22 protein-coding genes are annotated in these 23,927 nt (G+C 33.5%); 3 read left to right on the forward strand and 19 right to left on the reverse strand.

Going from position 1 to position 23,927, the window contains the following annotated elements; genetic code table 11:
- Window positions 1-10 precede the first annotated feature (10 nt).
- From atpA to pfkA, 9 genes are all read right to left on the reverse strand, one after another.
- Window positions 11-1,594: a F0F1 ATP synthase subunit alpha gene (gene atpA, locus DX009_RS06090; protein ID WP_115083372.1), complete on the reverse strand. Its 1,584-nt coding sequence runs from the start codon at window positions 1,592-1,594 to the stop codon at window positions 11-13.
- An 8-nt stretch (window positions 1,595-1,602) separates the two neighbouring features.
- Window positions 1,603-2,139, reverse strand: coding sequence for a F0F1 ATP synthase subunit delta (locus DX009_RS06095; RefSeq protein ID WP_115083373.1), 537 nt, complete (start codon window positions 2,137-2,139; stop codon window positions 1,603-1,605).
- Window positions 2,140-2,157: 18 nt separating this feature from the next.
- Complete coding sequence (gene atpF, locus DX009_RS06100; protein WP_006044732.1) at window positions 2,158-2,658, reverse strand: F0F1 ATP synthase subunit B; 501 nt, start codon at window positions 2,656-2,658, stop codon at window positions 2,158-2,160.
- Between the two features lie 62 nt (window positions 2,659-2,720).
- Complete coding sequence (gene atpE, locus DX009_RS06105; RefSeq protein WP_115083374.1) at window positions 2,721-2,963, reverse strand: ATP synthase F0 subunit C; 243 nt, start codon at window positions 2,961-2,963, stop codon at window positions 2,721-2,723.
- A 57-nt stretch (window positions 2,964-3,020) separates the two neighbouring features.
- Window positions 3,021-4,133 carry a F0F1 ATP synthase subunit A gene (gene atpB, locus DX009_RS06110; protein ID WP_006044730.1) on the reverse strand — a complete coding sequence of 371 codons (1,113 nt, stop codon included), beginning with the start codon at window positions 4,131-4,133 and terminating at the stop codon, window positions 3,021-3,023.
- Window positions 4,130-4,549 (reverse strand): hypothetical protein, encoded by a 420-nt coding sequence (locus tag DX009_RS06115; protein ID WP_115083375.1) that lies wholly within the window; start codon window positions 4,547-4,549, stop codon window positions 4,130-4,132. The genes atpB and DX009_RS06115 overlap by 4 nt, the downstream gene beginning before the upstream one ends.
- A gap of 50 nt (window positions 4,550-4,599) precedes the next feature.
- Window positions 4,600-4,839 carry a F0F1 ATP synthase subunit epsilon gene (locus tag DX009_RS06120; protein WP_006044728.1) on the reverse strand — a complete coding sequence of 80 codons (240 nt, stop codon included), beginning with the start codon at window positions 4,837-4,839 and terminating at the stop codon, window positions 4,600-4,602.
- A 22-nt stretch (window positions 4,840-4,861) separates the two neighbouring features.
- Entirely contained in the window at window positions 4,862-6,394 is a 1,533-nt protein-coding gene (gene atpD / locus DX009_RS06125; protein WP_006044727.1) for a F0F1 ATP synthase subunit beta, read from the reverse strand.
- Between the two features lie 44 nt (window positions 6,395-6,438).
- A complete protein-coding gene (gene pfkA, locus DX009_RS06130) occupies window positions 6,439-7,416 on the reverse strand; it encodes a 6-phosphofructokinase (RefSeq protein ID WP_115083376.1) in 978 nt (325 codons plus the stop codon).
- An 880-nt stretch (window positions 7,417-8,296) separates the two neighbouring features.
- On the opposite strand from pfkA, the gene DX009_RS06135 reads away from it, so the two are divergent.
- The 3 genes from DX009_RS06135 (at window position 8,297) to DX009_RS06145 (ending at window position 13,129) form a co-directional block, all read left to right on the forward strand.
- Entirely contained in the window at window positions 8,297-11,761 is a 3,465-nt protein-coding gene (locus DX009_RS06135; protein ID WP_115083377.1) for a sensor histidine kinase, read from the forward strand.
- Window positions 11,762-11,766: 5 nt separating this feature from the next.
- Window positions 11,767-12,492, forward strand: a complete 726-nt coding sequence (locus DX009_RS06140; protein WP_115083378.1) for a DUF5932 domain-containing protein — start codon at window positions 11,767-11,769, stop codon at window positions 12,490-12,492.
- Between the two features lie 163 nt (window positions 12,493-12,655).
- A complete protein-coding gene (locus tag DX009_RS06145; protein WP_245944624.1) occupies window positions 12,656-13,129 on the forward strand; it encodes an AbgT family transporter in 474 nt (157 codons plus the stop codon).
- 38 nt (window positions 13,130-13,167) lie between these two features.
- Here the strand turns inward: DX009_RS06145 and DX009_RS06150 are convergent, their stop codons facing one another.
- The 10 genes from DX009_RS06150 to DX009_RS06195 form a co-directional block, all read right to left on the reverse strand.
- Entirely contained in the window at window positions 13,168-13,761 is a 594-nt protein-coding gene (locus tag DX009_RS06150; RefSeq protein ID WP_115083379.1) for a hypothetical protein, read from the reverse strand.
- A gap of 106 nt (window positions 13,762-13,867) precedes the next feature.
- A complete protein-coding gene (locus tag DX009_RS06155; RefSeq protein ID WP_115083380.1) occupies window positions 13,868-14,353 on the reverse strand; it encodes a hypothetical protein in 486 nt (161 codons plus the stop codon).
- 104 nt (window positions 14,354-14,457) lie between these two features.
- Window positions 14,458-14,925: a hypothetical protein gene (locus DX009_RS06160; protein ID WP_115083381.1), complete on the reverse strand. Its 468-nt coding sequence runs from the start codon at window positions 14,923-14,925 to the stop codon at window positions 14,458-14,460.
- A 272-nt stretch (window positions 14,926-15,197) separates the two neighbouring features.
- The gene (locus tag DX009_RS06165; RefSeq protein WP_115083382.1) at window positions 15,198-16,475 is read right to left on the reverse strand and encodes a hypothetical protein; all 1,278 of its coding nucleotides are present in this window, start codon (window positions 16,473-16,475) and stop codon (window positions 15,198-15,200) included.
- A gap of 627 nt (window positions 16,476-17,102) precedes the next feature.
- A complete protein-coding gene (locus DX009_RS06170) occupies window positions 17,103-17,747 on the reverse strand; it encodes an HAD family hydrolase (protein ID WP_115083383.1) in 645 nt (214 codons plus the stop codon).
- A gap of 60 nt (window positions 17,748-17,807) precedes the next feature.
- Window positions 17,808-19,886, reverse strand: a complete 2,079-nt coding sequence (locus tag DX009_RS06175) for a YgiQ family radical SAM protein (protein WP_115083384.1) — start codon at window positions 19,884-19,886, stop codon at window positions 17,808-17,810.
- 130 nt (window positions 19,887-20,016) lie between these two features.
- On the reverse strand, window positions 20,017-20,361 hold the full coding sequence (locus DX009_RS06180) for a hypothetical protein (RefSeq protein ID WP_115083385.1): 345 nt from the start codon (window positions 20,359-20,361) through the stop codon (window positions 20,017-20,019).
- Window positions 20,362-20,406: 45 nt separating this feature from the next.
- Complete coding sequence (locus DX009_RS06185) at window positions 20,407-23,004, reverse strand: golvesin C-terminal-like domain-containing protein (protein ID WP_115083386.1); 2,598 nt, start codon at window positions 23,002-23,004, stop codon at window positions 20,407-20,409.
- Window positions 23,001-23,561 carry a 1-acyl-sn-glycerol-3-phosphate acyltransferase gene (locus tag DX009_RS06190; protein WP_115083387.1) on the reverse strand — a complete coding sequence of 187 codons (561 nt, stop codon included), beginning with the start codon at window positions 23,559-23,561 and terminating at the stop codon, window positions 23,001-23,003. Before DX009_RS06190 ends, DX009_RS06185 begins: the two co-directional genes overlap by 4 nt.
- 4 nt (window positions 23,562-23,565) lie before the next feature.
- Complete coding sequence (locus DX009_RS06195; RefSeq protein WP_006044711.1) at window positions 23,566-23,838, reverse strand: hypothetical protein; 273 nt, start codon at window positions 23,836-23,838, stop codon at window positions 23,566-23,568.
- Window positions 23,839-23,927 lie beyond the last annotated feature (89 nt).

A 23,927-nucleotide genomic window follows, 5' to 3' on the forward strand; every position in this document is an offset into this window, starting at 1 on the left:
TTATTTGGTTTTATTTATATTGCGCAGTTATATTACTCATCACTTCTTCAATAACCTTAATATCGCTATCAAGAAGATTACCTAATGCTAAGTTATCTAAGACTTCTTTATGCATATTACGCATTGCTTCCAAGAATTGGTCCTGACATTCTCTAACCTTTTCAACAGGAACTGCATATAGTAAACCATGAACACCACAATAAAGAATAGCAATCTGCTCGCCAACTGGCATTGGTGAATATTGTGCTTGTATCAACAACTGGTTATTCTTTCGTCCTCTATCCAAAGTCATTGCTGTAACCTTATCCATATCAGAAGAGAACTTAGAGAATGCTTCCAACTCGCGATATTGAGCCATATCTATTTTCAATGTACCTGCAACTTTCTTCATACTCTTTACTTGTGCAGAACCACCCACACGAGAAACAGAAATACCTACATTAATTGCTGGTCGGAAACCTTGGTTGAATAAATCGCTCTCCAAATATATCTGTCCGTCAGTAATAGAGATAACATTAGTAGGAATATATGCAGAAACATCGCCAGCTTGTGTCTCAATAATAGGAAGTGCTGTTAACGATCCACCACCTTTTACCTTGCCTTTCATACATTCAGGCAGGTCGTTCATTTTTTCTGCAATTTCTTGTTGATTATTAATACGTGCTGCACGCTCTAATAAACGAGAATGGAGATAGAAAACATCGCCAGGATATGCCTCACGTCCAGAAGGACGTCGAAGAATTAAAGATACTTCACGATAAGCAACAGCCTGTTTAGATAAATCATCATAAACAACAAGTGCAGAATATCCACGATCGCGGAAATATTCTCCTATCGCAGCACCTGCAAAAGGAGCGTAATATTGCATTGCAGCAGGGTCGGCAGCAGTAGCACTTACAATAATCGTATAAGGTAAAGCACCATTATCGCGTAATATCTGTACAAGATTTGCCACTGTGGAAGCCTTCTGCCCTATCGCAACATAAATACAATATACAGGATTTCCTTTTTCGTATGAAGATTTTTGATTTATAATGGTATCAACAGCAATAGCTGTTTTACCCGTTTGGCGGTCGCCAATAATAAGTTCACGTTGTCCACGCCCAATAGGGATCATAGAATCAACAGCCTTTAAACCTGTTTGTAGTGGTTCTTTTACAGGTTGACGATAAATTACTCCAGGAGCCTTACGGTCTAAAGGCATTTCAAAAGCTTCTGATAAATCAATATCTCCTTTACCGTCAATTGCTTGACCAAGTGGGTTTACAACACGTCCTAAAAAATTATCATTAACTCGAATAGAGGCAATACGATGTGTACGTTTAACTGTTTGTCCTTCTTTTATATCCGTAGTTGAACCAAGAAGAATACAACCTACATTATCCTCCTCTAAGTTCATAACAATAGCCATTGTACCATCATCAAACTCTAAGAGTTCATTTGCCTCAGCATTACGAAGACCATAAATACGAGCAACACCATCGCTGACTGTTAGTACTGTACCAACTTCATCGAATTTTTCTTCTGCATTTACGCTCTGAAGTGCCTTTAAAAGGACATCAGACACTTCGCTTGGTTTTATCTTATTCGACATATTTATTTCTATTTCTTTAATTGTGTGAGGAGTGAATTTAGTTTTGTCTTCACACTTGCATCCATTCTGTACGTATCATATTCAAGAATGAAGCCTCCTATTATATCAGGATCTATTGTTGTGGTAAATTCTACAGTTCCACCTGCATTTGAATGTACCAACGCCTTCATTTTCTTTTCAATAATAGGCGAGACTGGGACTGCTGTTATAAGCTTTCCTTGAATAATATCCTTTTGCTTCCTATATAACGTAATATAAGAGTTTGCGATGAATTGTAAAAATCCCTCGCGTCTCTCCTTCAGAACAAGAGCAAAAAATGATTTTAAGAGAGAACTAACATCGCCTCCACTTGCAATTTCTAATAACTCTTGCTTCGCCTCTTTAGATAGCATTGGGTTATTCATTGTAGAATGCAATTGTGGAAACTCAGTATAGCTACTGAATAACGTTTGCATCTCCGCATAAATTTTATCTTCTTGCTTTGCTATTGTTGCTCCTTTTAAAAGTGCACGTGCATAGCGAACAGAGACTATCCCAATATCCATAATACTAATTTTAATTCATTATTTACTGGGAGAAGAAACATTATCCAGCAATTTTTCTATCAACTCCATCTGCTTTTTATCGTCAGAAAGTTGTTCGTGGAGAATTTTCTCTGCTACTTTTATACTGAGTTCCGCTACTTGACCACGAATATCATTAAAGGCATTTTGCCTTTCAGTGGCAATCTCTAATCTCGCCTCTGCAATAATTCGTGAACTTTCTTCATTCGCTTTATCCTGTGCCTTCCCAACTATAATATCATGTGTAGCAGTCGCTTCTTTTAATAGAAGCGCTTGCTTTTCACGTGCTTGTTGTATGACGGATTCACCTTCTTTTTGAATATTAGACAGCTTTTCATTGGCTATATGCGCCTTACGAAGACTTTCATCTATAAACTCCTTACGTTCGTTTACCATATTAATAATAACAGGAAAACCAAACTTAATAACAATAAATGCTACTATAAGGAAGACAAGAGTCAACCAGAAAAGGAGTCCACTATTGGGGACTAATAAATCCATACGCTGGTTTTATTCTTTCTAAACTAATCTATATTACGTGGATTAACACGTAGTATCCATAATTACATTACAATTGCAAGGATTGAAACGATTACAGCCAAAAACGCAACACCTTCTATCAAAGCTGCAGCAATAATCATAGATGAACGAAGGTCGCCAATTTTTTCTGGTTGGCGTGCTATTGCATCCATTGCTTGTCCACCAATGCGTCCAATTCCCATACCAGTTCCAATTGCAACTAAACCTGCGCCAATGGCTGCTCCTAATTTTGCGATAGCAACATCTGCTAATAATAATGATAACATAATCTTAATTTTTTAATTTATTATTAATATTTATTTTGTTCTATTCTATTTTACATATTAGGCTTTATGCTCTTTTACATGTGCTTGTGCTATAAACACTGCACTCAACATTGTAAATACTAATGCTTGAATATAACTAACAAGGAATTCAAGTAGCATCATAAAGACGCTTAAGAGTACACCTATAATTGACATACTAGTTCCAGCACTCCAATTCACTAAAGCATTATTAGAAATGCTAAACATTATAAATATAATTGCACAGAAACATAATGCAATAGCATGCCCAGCAAACATATTTGCAAAAAGTCGGATTATCAAAGCTAAAGGTTTTGTGAATATACCAAAGAGTTCAATAATCGGCATTAGAGGTATTGGAAATTTCATCCAAACAGGAACATCTGGCCAGAATATTTCTTTCCAATATTCTTTTGTACCTGTAAAGTTTGTAATGAGGAAAGTACATATTCCTAAAAAGAAAGTACAGGTTATATTACCAGTTAAATTACCACCACCTGGAGGAAATGGAACTAATCCCATAAGGTTTGCGAAGAAAATAAAGAAGAAACACGTAAGTAGCCAAGGAGCATACTTCGGAGTTTCATCACCCAAGCAAGGCTTTATAACTTCGTCATATATATTCATAATGAACATGTGCATTAGTCCTGTGAATCCTTTAGGAGCTGGATCATCTATCTTATGTTTACGACACCAATGAGCAGGTATCAAAATAACCAAAAGAAGCAATATTCCATCTATAAAGACTGTACAAACAACTTTTGTTATAGAAAGATCAATAGGACGTACTTCTTTATTACCAATTTTCTCAACTATTAAGTTTGGATTTACTTTATCATCTCCACTTTTTATAACAAGATTGTATGGTCCAGGTCTATCTCCATTTGCATCTCTCTCTTCAGCAAACATACCACTACTAAAGATATGCCAACCAGTAGATGTCTTTACTATTATGGGAAGATGTATTACTACTGGGTGAATATTTCCCTCAGTTCCTAAATCTGTAATATGCCATTCATAAGAGTCTTTTATGTGTCCCCATAGGATTTCCTTCACATCTATATTTTCTTTTTTCGACATATCTCGTGAGAATGTCAATATAGGTGTAGTAAATAGAAACAACAAGAGAAGTACTCGTCTAGTAAATTTCATATAGTCTTATTATTTATTTTGTTATTTTTCTCAATGCGGAAGAAATATACAGAGTCAAAAAACATTATCGAAATATAGTAAAAGGCAAATACAAATACATACGTAAGCATCTTTTCATTATCTCCTCGAAAAACTAATATTCCAATAAAAGTTATAATAACTGCAAGAAACATTCTCAGCATAGAACCTACAAGATAGAATTTCCCTAAAGCCATTGGAGAGTTAGTTGCAAAATACTTCCATAATTTTCCATATATCTTATTTGTTATAATGAAAAATATCGCACTAATTATCAATGGGGTTATTAGAGTTTGCTGCAACAATATCTGAGACATTATCAAACCTATCAAAGTAATTGCTACCAGAATCCAAAGATTAATCTTATTATAATTCTTTTCTATATCTGTAATACTCATAGATTTAAATATGCTTAAAGAGACATTGAGAGTGTTTATTCTATTAACAATTATAGTTCTACACAAAGATTTACTTCATTTTTCTTAACTTCTACAAAACCTCCATTTATCGTAATTTCCTTCTTTTCAGAACCAATGGTATAAACGATGCGCCCTTTTATTAATGTAGAAATAATTGGTGCATGATTCATTAGAATTTCAAACTCTCCCAATTCACCAGGAACTAAGACATTCTCCACATTGCCTTTAAAAAGGATTTTCTCGGGTGATATAATTGTTAAAAATAACATTGTAACTATATCTATTTGTCAATTAATTATTCTTAGCTGCATCAAGAAGTTTCTTTGCTTTCTCTTTCGCATCTTCAATTGTTCCAACATTAAGGAATGCTTGTTCAGGAAGATCGTCTACTTCGCCATTCAAGATAGCATTAAATCCTTTAATTGTATCTTCAATTGGCACCATTACTCCTGGAATTCCTGTAAACTGTTCAGCAACAGTAAATGGCTGAGATAGGAAACGTTGTACGCGACGTGCCCGATTTACAACTAAACGGTCTTCATCTGACAATTCGTCCATACCCAAAATAGCAATTATATCTTGCAATTCGTTATAATGTTGCAATAATTGCTTTACTCGTTGTGCACATTCATAATGTTCTTTACCAACAACTAATGGGTCAAGAATACGTGATGTACTTCCTAACGGATCTACGGCTGGATAAATTCCTAACTCTGTTATCTTACGACTCAACTCAGTTGTTGCGTCCAAGTGTGTAAAGGTTGTTGCTGGAGCAGGGTCAGTTAAGTCATCTGCAGGTACATATACCGCTTGAACAGAAGTAATAGAACCTCTCTTTGTAGAAGTAATACGTTCTTGCATTGTTCCCATTTCGCTAGCAAGCGTAGGTTGATATCCAACAGCTGAAGGCATACGCCCAAGAAGAGCTGAAACTTCAGAACCTGCTTGTGTAAAACGGAAAATATTATCAATAAAGAACATTATATCAGCTGCCTCACCATCTTTCCCTCCATGATCGCGGAACTCTTCTGCTACTGTTAATCCAGAAAGTGCAACTGATGCACGTGCCCCAGGAGGTTCATTCATTTGCCCATAAACAAGGGTTGCCTGTGATTTTTTTAGTTCTTCTTTATCGATAAGAGAAAGATCCCACTTTCCTTCTTCCATTGCTTTTAGGAACTTTTCACCATATCGAATAACTCCAGATTCAAGCATATCGCGTATCAAGTCGTTTCCTTCACGAGTTCGTTCACCTACACCTGCAAATACAGAATATCCATTATGTCCCTTTGCTATATTATTGATAAGCTCCATAATAAGCACAGTTTTACCAACACCAGCACCCCCAAAGAGACCAATTTTTCCACCTTTCATATATGGTTCAAGTAAATCAATCACTTTGATACCTGTCGCTAACATTTCTTTCTGTGTAGACAATTCATCAAACTTAGGTGGTTCGCGATGAATTGGATAAGCTCCTTGCATATTAAGAGTATCCATACCATCAATAGGTTTACCTATTACATTCATCATTCTTCCCTTAATTTGTTCGCCTGCAGGCATTACAATTGGACTTCCAGTTGGAATAACTTCTAAGTCGCGTTGCAACCCCTCTGTATTATCCATCGCTACACATCGTACTGTATCTTCACCGATGTGTTGGTGCACTTCTATTATCAGGTCGTCTTCATTATTCGGTCTCTTTACGCGAAGAGCATCGTAAATCTTCGGGAGGACTTTTTCTGGATCTTCACCTTTAACATCAAAGTAGACGTCTATTACAGGCCCAATAATCTGAGAAATGCGTCCATTAATCTGTGACATATATTTAATTTTTTATTATTTAATGCTTTATTTTTTACTACGTATTATATACTAAGTACATCTAAAACCTTTATTAGTTTCTTATCAAATGGTTTATCAGAACGAATTGCTTCTGAAAGGGGTATATATACGATAGAATCGTTATGAATTCCTACCATTATATTTCGCTGCCCTTGCATAATAGCTTCTATTGCGCCATAACCAGTTCTACTCGCCAAAATTCTATCTTTTGCAGATGGTCGTCCGCCTCTTTGTAAATGTCCAAGTATTGAAACCCGCACATCGAAACCTGGAAATTCCTTCTTTACACGATTTGCATAATACATTGCTCCACACTTGGGACTTTCTGACACAATAACAATGCAACTTCGTTTAGATTTTCGAATGCCACGTTCCATAAACTGGGCTAACTGGTCTACATCTGTAGAATCTTCTGGAATAATTGCTGCTTCAGCACCACTTGCTATTGCAGAGTTTTGTGCAAGAAAACCTGCATCGCGACCCATTACTTCAACAAAAAATATTCGTTCATGGCTTTCTGCCGTGTCGCGTATTCTATCTACACATTCAATAATGGTATTCAATGTTGTATCGTAACCAATAGTACTATCGGTTCCATAGAGATCGTTATCTATAGTGCCTGGCAAACCTATACAACAAAAATCATATTCTTGAGCAAAAAGCATAGCAGCTGTTAAAGAACCGTTACCACCAATTACGACCAATGCGTCTATTCCTTCTTTTACTATATTATCATAAGCCTTTTTTCTGCCTTCTTTGGTCATAAACTCTTTAGAGCGCGCGGTCTTCAATATAGTTCCACCTTCACAAATAATGCCACTAACATTTTCTGTTGAAAATGGTTGTATCTCCCCTGAAAGCAGCCCGTCATATCCACGATAGATTCCTTTAATAGAAAAGCCATAATATATTCCAGCACGTGTAACAGCTCTAACAGCAGCATTCATACCTGGAGCATCTCCGCCCGAGGTTAAAATACCTATTGTTTTAACTTTTGCCATACCTTTATCTATTTGTATAAATCGTAGTATTTAAATTCAGCGCAAAGTTAATAAAACTTTTCATAATACAAAAACTTCCTGGTGTTTTTTATAATTATCAGTTTTACACTAATTGGTTTTGTTTGTTTTCTTTGTTCGCTTTGGGGTTCCGCGATTTGGGAAATAGATTATAAAACAAGAATATCCTGTTTTTTTAAGTTTGATTGGAATATTCTAACGAATTGGTATTAGACCATAACTTCAAAATGGTTTGTTTATATTATTGATGGTTTAGTAGAATAAGAAGTGGACATTCAGATTTCCAAGCAAGCAAATTATGGGTTCTTGCACGTCTAGTAATACCAAGTGTCTATTAGTCCAATATAGATTCTAATTCTACATTCAATTATCCTGCAGATACAACAGGAAAATGTCTACCAAGATAATTAATATAATCAAAAAGAGTCTAGCAAAATCAAGAAAAGCCATATTAAACGATATCAACTCTTATTTCAGATATCTATCACGAGCGTCTTATATATCTACTACGATCATCTCAGATATCTATCAACTACAAATTAGATATCACAAAAAACTACAACCGTTATAATGCCATGTTATAATAGATAGAAGATGTTTATTTAGATGAAAATTATGACTTCAATATTTCACTCAACAATGTTGTTACTGTTATTCACTATGACATTCTAATATCTATTGTTGATAAAAATAAAACTTGTTTTGTTTTTTATTCAATTTTCTTTTGTATTTTTGTATCGTCATAAATATAGGAACTATTTTACAAGTAAAAAGAAATCGGTTTAGAACATACTTTATATACATATTTATATTTGTTTTATGTTCTTTTTTCTCATCTTGTTCACAAGTAGATAAACAGAAAGTGGATAAGTTGAATAGTTTGTCTTATTCATTTCATTATCGCAATATAGATTCTGCATATTTCTATGCAAATAAAGCATTACATTTATCAAAAGATTACGATGCAGGGCAGGCAGAAGCATTAAATAACTTAGCTTTTGTGGACATTGTTAGAATGAACTATAAAAGTGCTTACAAAAAGTTAGATAGTGTTCTTTTCATCACGAATAACCAGGTAGAACTTTTGGTTGCCGATGTACAACTAATGCGACTATGTCAAAGAGAATCGAGAAACAAAGAATTTTACGATTTTAGAGAAAAGGCGTTAAGGAGACAGAAACGCATAGCTGAAGAAGAAGACTTACTAACAGAACATTTACGTAAACGTATGGTTTATGCTAATTCTGAATTTAGCATAGTGTCTTCCACATATTATTATTATGTAGGTTTGCGTAATTTGTCGGCACAAGCAATGGCATCAGTAAACGAAGAACAAATTGCTCGCGATGATACTGCACAATATCTTAAATATCTTTATAATGTAGGAGCAGGAGGAGTTTTAAGTACTGGAACACAGAATGATGTTAATCAACAAGAATTCGATTACTTAATGCGCTGTTTTATTATGGCACAACAAACGGGATATGTGTATTGGCAAGCAAATTCATTGCAAGGTTTAAGTGAGCATCTCCTATTGACAGAACATGATAGATTGATAAAAGATAATTATCCATCAATACGATTTATAAATACAGACAATGTCCCCGATAGCTTATTAGCAGGTAACTTAGCCGAACGAGCAACCGATTTGTTTATTAGATATGGAGATGTTTATCAAATTGCGAGTGCTTTTCGTACATTAGCTTCCTGTTATTGGCAGATAAAAGATTACCAATCTGCTATTGTTTGCTTACAAGATGCATTGGAAAGGAATAAAGCTATAAATCAAGCACCAGACTTAATAGCTTCTATTCGCGAACAGTTGAGTGTCGTATATGCTGCTGTAAATGATAAACAAGGAAGCGACTTTAACCGTAACATCTATTTAGATTTACAAGAACAAACACGACAAGATAGATATTTAGAATCTCGTGCAGGAATACTTGAAAAGAGTTCGCACCAACTGAATCTTATGATAATTGCAGTGTTGCTGATGATAGTGTTAGTGGTAAGCCTGCTTCTGTTATTCCATTACTTAAAGAAAAGAAGAAATGCAGATGGAAAATCATTAAAAGAACTTCTTACACCTTTAGACGAATGGCAAGTACAGAATAAGAAAGAACTTGAGAGGTTAAACGAAGAATATCAAGAAATACAAGAAAATTATAACATAGCTGCTACCAATGTAGTAAAAGATAAGAAGAGAAATATAGAGAAACGTTCTAAGCTGTTTCTTGCTAATACACTAAATCCACTAATAGACAGAATGGTCCATGAGATTAGTCAATTAAAGAAACACAAAGAAACCAATGAACTTAGATATGAACGTTATAATTATATAGCCGAACTAATAAACGATATCAACAACTATAATAATGTGTTAACTCAATGGATTAAGTTACAACAAGGAGAACTATCGTTGCATATTGAAAGCTTCTCTCTACAGCAAATATTCGATATAGTAGCAAAATCTAGAATGAGTTTTCAACTAAAAGGTATAACGTTAAATATAAAAGAAACACAATGTGTAGTGAAAGCTGACAAAGTGCTTACTTTGTTTATGCTAAACACATTGGCAGAAAATGCACGTAAATTTACGCCTACTAACGGCTACGTATCTATATATGCTGATGAAAAACCTGATTATGTTGAAATATCAGTGAAAGATACTGGCATTGGCATCGACGCCGAAACTAAGAATCATATCTTCGATAGAAAGACTATTATAGACAATAAAAACGAAAAGTCGCATGGATTCGGACTTATGAATTGCAATGGAATTATAAATAAATACAAGAAACTTAGTAAACTTTTTGCCGTTTGTATGATAGGCGTTGAGAGCGAATCAGGAAAAGGTAGTAAGTTTTATTTTCGTCTTCCAAAAGGAATTATCCGTGTTCTATTTTTAATTTCCTTGTTTACAACCTCCTTATTCTCATATTGCAAAGATATGAGAACTATTATTAATATTTCACCAAACGGTCAAAATACATCTTTACAAGAGTTGGATATGGCGAACCGTTATGCTGACTCTGCTTATTTCAGTAATATAAAAGGAACTTACAAGCGTACACTAGATTTTTCAGATACTTGCCGATATTACCTAAATAAGTATTATCTAAAATTGCAACCCAATGGCAGACATTTAATGAAACGTATTGCAGACGACAATATAATACCTGCTGAGGTTTATTGGTTGCACGAAAACTTACCAACAAACTTTAGTATAATTCTCGATATTCGTAACGAAAGTGCTGTTGCTGCTTTGGCTTTACACGATTGGGACTTATATAAGTATAACAATAATGTTTATACGCTATTGTTTAAAGAAAATTCGGCGGATAAGAATTTAAGTGCTTATTGCAGAATGATGCAACGATCTGAATCGAATAAAAATGTTGCTATTGTTTTGTTGATATTACTTCTTCTCTCTATATTCCCATTATATTATTTTATGTACTATCGACAACGATTTCGTTATCAATCGTATATTGAAAATATCCGGCAAATAAATGCTATACTTTTAAGCAATGGAACTCTTCCCGAAAAGCAACAAATGATTAAGGCTATCGGGACAAATAAGTTTCCTGAAAGTTTAAAAGAAATTACTCTGAAGATAAACAATGCACTGAAAGAGTTTATTAAACAGTATAATATAAGTTCTACTAATATAGAGTTAGCGAAAGACGAATTGCACAGAATGGAACTTGAAAGCAATAGACTACACGTAAACAACAATATTTTAGACAACTGTCTTTCTACTCTGAAGCACGAAACTATGTATTATCCTTCAAAGATAAGCCAGCTACTATCTAAAAGAGATGCAGAGTTAAACACTATCGATGAACTCTCTATATATTATAAGGAACTATATTCTACACTAAGTATACAGGCTATACAGCAAGCTTCTATGCTTAAACCTATGTATAGCCGGATAGAAGTTAATAAGCTACTTACAAAAAATATGAAACTTTTATCGCCCGAAAAAGGTAAACTTGTAGTTTTGGGAGATATAGATTTGCTGAAATATCTATTCGAGCTACTACAGAAACAAGATAGTGAAGAGAATATAATGATTGATGTTGACGATTTATCGCCAAAATATATAGTATTCCATTTATATATGTCCCAATTACAATTATCTGATGAGGACTGCACCAATCTGTTTGCGCCCGATATTAAACATATACCATATATGGTTTGCAAACAAATAGTGCGCGAAAATGGTGAATGTTTCAACCGACATCGTTGTGGTATTATTGCACACAATACAAAGCAAGGTACCACACTTAGTATAACATTATCGCAAGCAAAGAAAGAACAATAAAAAATATGGAGAATTTTAAAGTAATTATTGTTGAAGATGTGCCTTTAGAATTAAAAGGCACAGAAGGTATCTTTCGTAATGAAATACCAGAAGCACACATTATAGGCACTGCAGAAAACGAAGTTGCTTATTGGAAGTTAATGAAAGCAGAATTACCTGATTTAGTGTTGTTAGATTTAGGATTAGGTGGTTCAACTACAATTGGAGTAGAAATTTGTAGACAAACTAAAGAACTGTATCCGAATCTAAAAGTGCTTATATTTACGGGAGAACTACTTAACGAAAAACTTTGGGTAGACGTATTAGATGCTGGTGCTGATGGAATTTGTTTAAAGAGTGGCGAATTACTTACACGTGGTGATGTCTCAAGTGTTATGAGTGGAAAGCGTTTAGTTTTTAATCAGCCTATTTTACAAAAGATAGTAGAACGATTTAAAAATAGCATTAATAGCGAACTTATGCACCAAGAAGCTCTGATAGATTACGAAATAGACGAGTACGATGAACGTTTCCTACGCCATTTAGCATTAGGATATACAAAAGAACAGATAACAAATCTGCGTGGTATGCCTTTTGGAGTAAAAAGTTTAGAGAAACGACAAAACGAACTTGTACAGAAATTATTTGGTAGCGAACGTAAAGGAATGAGTATAAATGCAACCCGATTGGTGGTACGTGCATTAGAATTACGAATTATAGATATAGACAATCTGTATTCAGATGAAGAATAAATATGGGATTATAGCATTAAGCTTAATAGTGTTGCAGCTATTAATCGTGTTTAGTTCATGGTTAATTACTGCAGCATTCCCTTATGTCAATATTAACTCTTTATTAAGTGGCAGTGGACTACGATGGTTTGCAGGACAATTTACTAACAATTTAAAAAGCAATATGTTAGTATGGCTATTGCTCTTATCTATTGATTGGGGTGTTTATAAAACAAGTGGTCTTCACGATATTGTATATAAATTAATATTTCGACACAATAGATTTTCTGAACTCCATTATAGAGAACGAGTAGGAATAAGATTTGCACTGTTTTGTTTCTTTTGTTTTATAGCTCTAAGTATAGTATTCACTATTTTACCTGAAGCACCCCTATTAAGTGTTACGGGAAGTTTATTTCCAAGTAGCTTTTCGTCAGGACTTATTCCTGCTTTGTCTTTCATTATTGTTGTTTCGTCTCTATCGTATGGAATGGCGTGTGGCAAACTAAAGACGCTTTCCGAAATATACAATTCGCTTTCTAGTGGTTTAATATTTTGCAGTAAACTATTTCCGATGTATATCTTAGTTGTCCAACTATTTTATATGGTAGTTTACGTATTCAATCTAAACATATCTATCAATATTATAAGTATATAAACGTAAAGTATCAATAAAATTATTGTATTCAACTCACATTATATTGATATTGTTTTTAAACACTCAAATGTTAAGAACGAATGGTCGAAATCTAATTTCATTATTTTTTCTTTGTAATCTTCGGAAATAACAATATTAAAAGCCCCACCCCACTCTTTCAATCGAAACACTTGCGTTTTGGGTGGAATTTTATTTCCTCTTAATACTGGTTTAATAAAGAAACGACCTCGTTTATTTTGCCAATCTGCAATTTTGGTTCCTTCTGGCCAACGATCTACTTCGGATAAATCCCAATCAACACAATCTATCGACTTATCGTTGTTCAACAAAAGATATCTATTATTTGCTTTTTTGCTTTCAATAACAACCATATTATCTTCTTCGTTAAGAGAAAGAATATCTGAAATCGAAGCATCAAATACGATAAAGTCTGCACCTATCGAATTAATTGGGGGTATTTTACCATCACGTAGAGTTGTATATTCTATTTGTTTTCCGTTTCTTAACAAATCTGGATCAGTAAAAAGTTTTGTACTTGTTGTCTCAATATTATCTACCCAAAGTGATGACGAAATATTTTCGTATTTCGCCCATTTCTTACTGCTTGGATTTATTCCTAACTTATAAAACATGTCTATTGCACTTTATATATATTCTTTTTCAACTATAAACTAAAAATACTGCGGACAAAAGAGTTTGCTTACTATTAAACTAACAAAGAATAGCTTGCTGCTCTACTTAAGTTTCTATATTATCTGCAAAGAAACATTTTTTATCAATTCTCTCTCTTTTTTTATGAGTTTTCCAATTCCCATTAACATCTTTGAATTTAAAATTGTATCGTTCAAACTCACAGTCAGATAGTTTGTATTTAGTCCCGTCAGATAACAAAAAATCTTTCTCATCAACTATCTTTCCTAATCGAACATTTAATAGTTTGGCTCCTTTTTCTATTTGCTGATGCCAACCCGCTAAGTCTTTATTGTAAGAAAAGCCATAAAAATATCTATTCGTTGGCGTAATAATGATAAAATTACTATTCAATACTGCACCACTCTGAGGAAGAAACGGACGATATGCATCTATTATTTTATCAAGATGTCCACTTCGGTCTCGTTTTATTATATCGTTTTTACCATCAGGAATTACATCACCTGATGGAACTTCAGCAAAAAGATATGCTCTTGTTTCTGTATCTTTTATTCCTTCAAAGTTTATTCTCATAATATAATTGTACGTTGTCAAACAAAAGTGTACAACTGCAAATGTAGCTATTTATTTTCTTATTTTTCATATTCTATCTTTATTAGTTCCTTTCTTAAGAGAGTTTATTTAAGTTCTGATACTTCTTTCCAAATGTTGCGTAACTCTTTTTCGTATTTAGTTGGCTGTGCTATGTGTGTTCTTTTTAGGTATTTACCTAATTCCGTAGGCTGTTCTTTTAGTAAATAATATTCGATTAGAAATGAAACTAAAAAGTTTTTATAGTAAGGAAGTTCTTCAATGGTATGAGGTTTATCGTCGTCTAAAATTTCTTCTCCTTCGGGATATTCATCATCTTCATCGAAGTTATATTGCATCTTTTTTAGAACAAAACACAAAGTTTCCTTCATGTTCGAGCTAAACAAACATTCTAATTCTTCTATTGTAACTTGAGTTGCCTTTAATCTTTCATTATCATAATCTAACAACGCAAAAGGAACATTATCATCAATTTCTATGTTACATATTGTTTGCACATTTTTCAGGAGAAGTTCATAATTTTCTCCGTTTATAAACTCATTTATATTATCCATATTGTCAGGTGTTTGTTCTCTATTTTGTTTTATCTTTTAAGTGCAAAACTCAATATCTGTATAAACAATTAATGAATTTTCTAAAGTGCTGATTTACAAGAAGTAGTTTGCCAAGAAAAAATTATAATTATATTTTAGCAAATTTATAATAATAAATTACTCGAATTTTAATTATAAATTTTTATTTTGTAATTATAAATTTTCAACCTACACGTAATCAATGCAAAAGCGCATAGCTAAGTTCTCTAAATTAAGTATGTATTTTGTTTCGCTTACTTTTTATTCCCTATACTATTAAGGTACGTTTTAACATCTATATCATATTCTTCGTAGACAGAATCGCATATCTCCTTGAATTTAGGAAGATTGAAATACTTCTGTTCGTAAAGATATTTGTAGAAGTTTTTATTGTAATATAGCTCTTCTCCAAAAAAAATTGGATTCGTTTCTTTATACTTTGCCCTTAGTTTATACAAATAATATCCGAAATAAGCTGCTGCCTTATATCGTTCCTTTTTTGTAAAGTCGAAATACCAAGCATAAGTGTCTTTGGTTCCATCTTTTATGAGGAATCCTATATAATTATCAAGCATTGCTAACCATAAACTATTCTTTTCATTTACTGGTAAGCGCAGAAGAGACTTTAATAAGCCTTCTCTAAGTTCCATGTGCGGTTTGTTATAAAATATTTTACGTATGAAGGTGTTAAACATACCAGATACACTTCCGTCTTGATCATATCTATTTAATATATCTGCTAGAACAACATTATTAATTTTTTCGTTCGTGTCGTAACCATAAGTCTTAAGAAGACCTATCAATAATAGCGGAGTATTTTGTTTTAGCCATAAAAAACTGGCTTTATCATCGTTTAAGAAGAACTTATTAAGATGCACTATTTCGTCGTTTAAACTAAATACGACATTATGCTTCTTTTCTTTTAAGTAATCTGCAATATATGTTGTTGGCAAAATAAAATTGTATCCTTTTACATAAATATAATTTGAAACTCCATATCTAATATAGTTAAGTTCCTTTTTATCAATACCATCTTTAGCTACCTCATCATACCACCCAGCATCAAGAGGTGGCATAGAAAAATAGTGTTTAGTTTCATTGATTATTGGAATTTTCTTCCTTTCTTGCATCTCCAAGCCCAATATTTTTAGTTTATTCTGAAATTGAGTTGCAGACAAAGGCACAAATCCTCGCTTTATCAAATCGTTAAAAGCATAAGGAATTAAAGTTTTTATGTACTGTTCATTATTTGGAAACCATTCTGGTTCTTCATAATCATCACCTTCGGACTCATCAGCTAAAGCACTTTTATAATCTTGTATCAGCGAATCCATTCTTATAGAATCAAATGGCAATATCATATCTTCCGATATTCCCAACTGTTGTTGAATTGCTAAAGGCAAAGAGCTTTTGTTCTCCATATTAAGCACTTTAGTTGAATCGTTGTTATCAGAATTATTTTCTTTTGTATTTGAATTATGTTTGCAGCCAAATAAAATTAAGATGGGTATTAGTAACAAATATTTTTTCATTATTTCGTTGTTTTATTTTTATTCTTTTTTCTCATTATCAATTCACCTTTCAACTTTCGCGATTAAGCAAAACACTCTATTATTTAAGGTTATTATCTTATCGCTTTAAGGATTATTTCAAGTTCGTTTCTGTTCATTTTTCTTACTTTAATGATACAAACTTACTTCTTTTTTTCAAATTATAAGTTTCTTTAGACAGAGAAAAAACAATTTTAATATTTTTCTGTTAAATCATACACAAATTAGATGTAGAAAAATATATTTAAAATATGGTGATAGTGGTAATATTTTGTATTTTTATAGTTGATAATAAAGCTCTTACCGAGTAATTAGCAACAATTAATAAACGCCAGAGGTTTTGAAATTTCTTATTAAGGGGTTAAATCAGAATTTGAATGTTAACCAGAACAATACACTATATTTGATTATCTATAATGGTTATGGAAAGTATTGTAAGAAATGGGAGAATATATTGTTTTTTAGTGTAAAACAAAATAAATTATACAAATATAGGTAGGCTCATTTGTCTATTTATAACAAAAAAGCCCACCTATACTTGTAGAAAGTCAGACAAACAACAAAGTCTGTCTAACTCATTCTAATATATTATATAAGGTGTAATTGCATTTAATCGGGCAATAGCTGATAAGGTTTTTCTATAAAAAGAGTAGCTCCGTGCTCTATTAAGAATTCTTTATCTCGAAATCCCCATAATACGCTAGCACAAGGCATATCACAATTTTTTGCAGTCATAACATCTACATCGCTATCGCCAATATATACTGCTGTTTCTTTTGGTGCATTTAGTTGTCGTAAAGCTTCTATTACTGTATCGGGAGCAGGCTTTTTTCTAATATTTTCGCGTTCGCCAATAGCAACTTTAATGGTATCGGGAAAGAAATGTTTAGCAAGTTCTTGCGTAGCAGCATAGAACTTGTTGCTTACAATAGCGAGTTTTTTTCCTCGAGCCTTTAATTCGGTAAGCATTTCTGGTATACCCTCGTATGGTTTAGTGGTATCGAGACTATGTTCTAAATAATGCTGGCGAAATGTAGCATAAACTTCTTCAAACTGTGGATTACTTATACCATTAGGAATAGCTCTCTCCATTAGTTTCTTTACACCATTGCCCACAAACATTCTAACATTTTCTATAGAATGTTCTGGCATATTATGCGTTCGTAAAGCATAATTGGTACTTGCTGCTAAATCTCTCAATGTTTCAAGGAGAGTACCATCTAAATCGAAAATATAAGTTTCAAATTCCTTCATTTTAGTTATACTTTTATCTTTTGTGTTATTATCTGAAAACAGACGACTGTCTACCTTCGTTTATCGTCGATTTTTCTTTTTTTTATTCCAATCTTTATTCGGGTTGTACGATTCCTTATTGCGATTTCCCCGATTGTTAGAAGGACTACTTCCTATAGCCTTAGGGTCGTAGTTCACTTTTCCGCGGAAAGGTTTATTATCGTAGAGTTTACCAATAAGGTCAATTCTACCAATTCGTTTCAATTCTTTTTCAATATTTCTTCGTTCTTCAGGCTTATACCAAAAGAAGAATTGACGTTGTGCTAACTTTTCACGTGGAGTCTTTGCAGAAAAAACTTGTTCTAATGTATAAGGGTCGTAGCCAGAATACCACGCTTCTGTAGAAACAGTCATAGGTGTTGGAGTAAAGTCTTGTACCTGTTCCAGGTGAAAATCAAGATCTTTTGTTATTACTGCAAGTTCTGCCATATCTTCTTCTTTACAACCAGGATGCGAAGATATAAAATAAGGAATAATTTGTTGCCGTAAATTTTCTTCTTTATTTATTTTATCAAATATGCGTTTAAATTGATAGAATTGCTTAAACGAAGGCTTTCTCATAAGATATAAAACACGATCGGAAGTATGTTCTGGGGCTATTTTTAGTCGTCCGCTTACATGATTCTTTATTAATTCACGTGTATATTCTTGTGTAGAGTGGTTTGTTTTTTCGTCCTTTACATTATGCAGCAATAAATCATAGCGTACTCCTGAACCTATAAAACTTTTCTTTATACCAGGTAGAGCATCTACAGTTCTATATATATCGAGTAATTTAGAGTGGTCAGTATTAAGATTCGGACAAATTTCTGGGTGTATACAACTGGGACGCTTACAATGTTCACAGGCTTTTATATTCTTACCTGCCATACCATACATATTTGCAGAAGGTCCACCTAAGTCAGAAAGATAGCCTTTGAAGTCAGGCATTTGTATTACTTGCTTTACTTCTTTTAGAATACTTTCTTTAGAGCGACTTGCAATAAATTTACCTTGATGAGCCGATATTGTACAAAAAGAACAACCACCAAAGCAACCTCGATGGATATTTACACTGAACTTTATCATTTCGTAAGCAGGTATCACCTTTCCTTTATATTTAGGGTGTGGTTCTCGAGTGTAAGGTAAATCGTATGTAGCATCAACTTCTTCAGTAGTCATTGTAGGATAAGGCGGATTTACCACAATATATTGACTGTCTACTTTTTGAAGTATTCGTTGAGCATGTTTTTTATTCGATTCTTCTTCGATATGCTTAAAGTTTTCTGCCTGAAATTTCTTATTATATAAGCATTCTTCGTGCGAATGCAATACTATATCATTTGTAGTAATCCCTTCAGGAATATCTCTCTCTTTACAAAGATAAGCTGTTTGTGGTATATCCTTTATAGCTTTTATTTTCCTACCATTCTCTAAAGCTTGTGCAATGCTGATAATCTGCTTTTCACCCATTCCATAAATTACAATATCAGCACCAGAATCGCACAACACACTTTTACGAATACAGTCTTTCCAATAATCATAATGAGTAAGACGACGCAGCGAAGCTTCAATTCCACCCAATACAATAGGAACATCTGGATAAAGTTGTCGAAGAATATTTGAATATACAATAGAAGGGTATTCAGGACGTAAGTCGTGGCGACCATTTGGTGAATAAGCATCTTCAGAACGTAAACGTTTATTAGCAGTGTATTTATTCACCATAGAGTCCATTGCACCAGCGGAAACTCCAAAAAATAAACGTGGACGCCCTAACTTTTTAAAATCTCTGAAATCGCCGTGCCAATCAGGTTGTGGTATAATTGCTACACGATAACCGGCAGCTTCTAAAACACGCCCTATAACAGATACTCCAAAAGCTGGGTGATCTATATAAGCATCACCAGAAAAAAGAATAACATCTAACTCGTCCCACTCTCTTAGCTCAACTTCTTTCTTTGTAGTAGGTAGAAAGTCGGTGAGCATAAAACGTGAGTTAGTTTGAACAATTTGATTCTTGTTCTTTTGTTCTCCTGTATTTAAATCTTTTTGTAAAGGCTTTATATTTGCCTTATAAGAGGGTTTGTTTTGCCTTCTTGTGGATTTATTGTTACTCAAGTTATATCCTCTATTTTATATTCTGTTTGTCTTACAAAAAATAATGCCAGCTATACGCATCTCATCTGGTAAGACAAGATAAAAAATATGATATCATATTTTTATATACGAAAGTCAATGCAAGAAGCGCTTATAGCGAACTTTCTTCTGTTAGTTCTTCTTCGGATTGTTCTAAAGATTCTTGTTCTTTATTCCATTGTTTATAAAAATCTACAAGGTTCTTTAATCCAAAAGCCTTCATATTCTGATTATAAATTACATCTAAGCATAGGTCGAGCAACGCACTATCTTTTCCCGCCTCTGATTCTAACAAACTGCGTACATTCAGTTTTAATTTATCAAGTATTGTTTCATCTATTATTCCTGTAGAGCCAACAAGATTAGATAATAATGAATATTTTTGTAAGGTCTCAAAATGTGTATTACTAACCTCTATATATCTTGTTCCAGATGCGTTTGCTTGAATTTTGTACATCATCTCTCATTTAAATTTATGTTCAACTCTCGTATTCCGATTTCATTAATTTAGCAGATAAGCCACAATACCACGCATTATTCTATTACGTATTTCCTTATTCTTAATACACTCAAATGGAAAAGCCATAACAAAAGTGCGGAAGTCTGAACCTTTATAAGCTACAGCAGCACTAGTATTATCTGCATATTTCATAACACTAAATGCTGTATCTAAAGGTTGCAATATATCAGGCGAATAAGCTCCATAATGCTCTTCATTTATTGCCCTATATATATCAAATTGTGAACCTAATCCATTAATTATTGAATTATAATTGTCCTGATTACTTCCTGCTGCAGAAACCTTAAAGAATTTGGCAAGCCATTCTTGCTCAACATTACTTTTCATATCAGTAGCAAAATAAGCTCCGTTAACAAGAATTCTACCACCACGCATTAGATAATTTGCTATTTGAGTTTGCATACTGGGACGGAGAGCCTTATAATAGCATAGACTATGTCCATCATCTTTCTCCAATCCTAAGGCTAAATCTACAAGCGCATATTTTTGAAGTTTTACATAACCATTCTCAATCGCCTTACTTGAACAACTCACTATATTATAATTTCCACATGAGGCTATTGCATCTGCATGTGTCCTAACATAATTGAAATTATTTCCTGCTATGAACTTTCCTACAAACTCATCGCCACCATATCCTAAAGCAGCAGACCCTTCTTTACCTGATTGAGTTTTATCAAAATTACTTTGACGTCCATTCCACCCTGCGGTTTTACCATAACTAATTCCAGGGTCAGCTTCAAAATTGAAACCTTGTTCTACATCATTATCAATTACAGCTGGTGAAGAAAGGCGGTAAAATCCATTCACTATTAAAATAGTTTGCTTTGCACCTTCTTTATTGTATGCAGATAATACTTCGGTTGGAAAACTCTCGCCTCCACGATTACACGCTGTTATCCGAAAGTTATATACTACATTGGGTTCTAATGTCATTTCGTACGAATTGGTATTTACATTTACACCATTATCGAAATCACTTGTTCCTGTAGCCATATATATATTATAAGATGTAGGTTTGGCTGTAGGCTCTAATGGATCGTTTACTTCATTCCATCTTAAACGTATCTTGTTTTTTGAAATATATTCCATTCTAAAGTTATCCGGAGCCAATGGTTGCACAATACAAGCTTTATTATGGAGTGATGCCGTATAACGAAGAATAGTTTTATATATAGAACGTGCAAGTGTGAATTTGAAATTAGGATCTTGTCCAAACTTCATATCTGCAAAGTTTTGATGAGAAAGTGTCTCAATGATAGATGATGGAACGTCAGGAAGGCGTGTTTCGCTATAATTTGCATCTTTAACACCACGTGTATTCCAAGGTTTCTTAAATGTAGATTCTATATCGCGCTTCGCATTTGTTATGAGTTGAGAAGCAAAGGTTTGAGACGTTCTACGCGAAAGTCCGTTGCCGAAAGTTGGATTCCCCTGTTGTGTTGTACAAATAGATAATGTTCCTACTGTAGTCCCATCTGCTTTTACTCCAGCATCACTATGTACAGCTAAGACTAATTCGATAGGAACTTTTAAACCTTCTTTCTTTGGTATATACGAAGATCCGCCTGCAAGCCAATTAGTATAAAGTGAACGTGAATTAATATCATCATTATAGTCATTCGTTCCATTACTTTTACTGACAACATCTCGAGGTGCACCTGCCCATTGTGTATAATATCTTGCTCCTTCAAGTGCACGAGGTAAGCCACTAATTTGTCCTCCTCGAGTTATATTTCCCATACCACCGCCAAAACGAACTGCATCTGCAGTAACAACACCTCTGTGTTTGCTATGATTCGTTAATATTACTCGATTAAAAATATTGCAGCCTTTATCGAAAGCAAATGTACCAAGGTAGACCCAAGTACCACCACCCATTTGTTGATTCACTCGAAAATGGGTTTCTTGCCCTTTATGAAAAACAATATATTCAGCATCATCTACGCTTTTCTTTATAGTTTTATAACTTACATAGACAGCATAATCTCCATCTTCAGGAATGTTTGGTTGATAAGCTACATAACTAAGTTTGCTATTACGTTTCCTCGATTTTATTTTACGCGCAGATCCTGCAATAAATGGATTCTCTCCATCAGCGTATGTCCCTTGATGGTATGCAAATCCTGAACCTTCTATAGTTTCCCATTTCTTTTTATTATTTACTTCACTGTAAGAAATAATACCTGTTATTTTAGGATTGTCGTTATCCACTATAACTTCTTGCTTTTGCCAATCGCGTTCACGTGGAGAAATAACAACAGCCCCTGCATTCTCCAACATCGGAAGAAGATATGGTATTACTATGGTTTGTGTATATAAGTCTTCTGTTGTACCAAAGAGATTCGGACGTTGCCATTTCCAATATCCTTTATTCACATCATAATAACGACCATGAGAAGACCATATAGAGAAATGTCTATCATTTAATCCATCTGTAATTGTATTTGGACGAGAAGTATTCTCAATCCATGGACGTCCCGTATATTCCGACTTTCCCCAATCAATTTTTTTTGTTTGCGCAGATATTTCGAAAACAAATACGAAACATAGTATAAAAGTAAGAAAATCCTTTTTCATTCGTCTACCTCTCCTATAGTGAATGATTCAGGATGCTTTCCCTTAAAATTCTTAAAATAGAGTTTAATAGTTCTCATATCAGCTTCAATATCTCCACTTGGCACAATAGATTGCGTACACTCTATCGTTTTTGTTTTATAATCCAATCCGTAAAGAAGAATTGGAATATTAGCTTTTAATGCTATATAATAGAAACCTTTCTTCCAATCCGGATTTAATGAACGAGTTCCTTCCGGGGTTATACATAAACCAAATTTATCTGTCTTTAATGCATAATCTGCTAATCTATCCGTCATACTAGTATGTTTACTTCTAAACACAGGAATACCACCAATTCTTCTTAAAAACATACCTAAAGGCCAAAAGAACCATTCTTTCTTCATTAAGAAATTACTTCGTATACCTTCAGCCTTCGCGTAGAGTTGTCCAAAGAAAAAATCCCAATTACTGGTATGTGGCGCAAGACAAATTATAAATTTATCAGGAAAAGCAATTGTAACTTTCTTCTTCCATTTTAATTGTTTATAAAGAAGCCATGAAGCAAGTTTTTTAAGCATATTGTTATACTAAATTACTAATCTGATCTATTATTTCGTTTGTTTCTGCATCAAATTTCTTCCTCAAATCAGTAAAATATATTTTTGCACTCATACCAGGCTCAACATGCGAAATACGACTAACATATTCACTACGTAAAAGAACAATAGAGGTTAATAAAGCATCTATCTCTTCCTTGTTCGTATTATCTCCATAAAGTGATGCGGCTATAGTTTCAGTAAACAAACTACCACAAATTCCGTTTATTAAACGTTTTAAATTTCTTTTATTTCCCATCTTTTTATAGAATTATCTTTCCTTTTATTTATTTTGATGAGTCAAAGATAATATAAAAAAACTGCAAAAACAAATATGTATCAAGAAAA

The organism is Prevotella pallens (assembly GCF_900454935.1).
GTDB lineage: Bacteria > Bacteroidota > Bacteroidia > Bacteroidales > Bacteroidaceae > Prevotella > Prevotella pallens.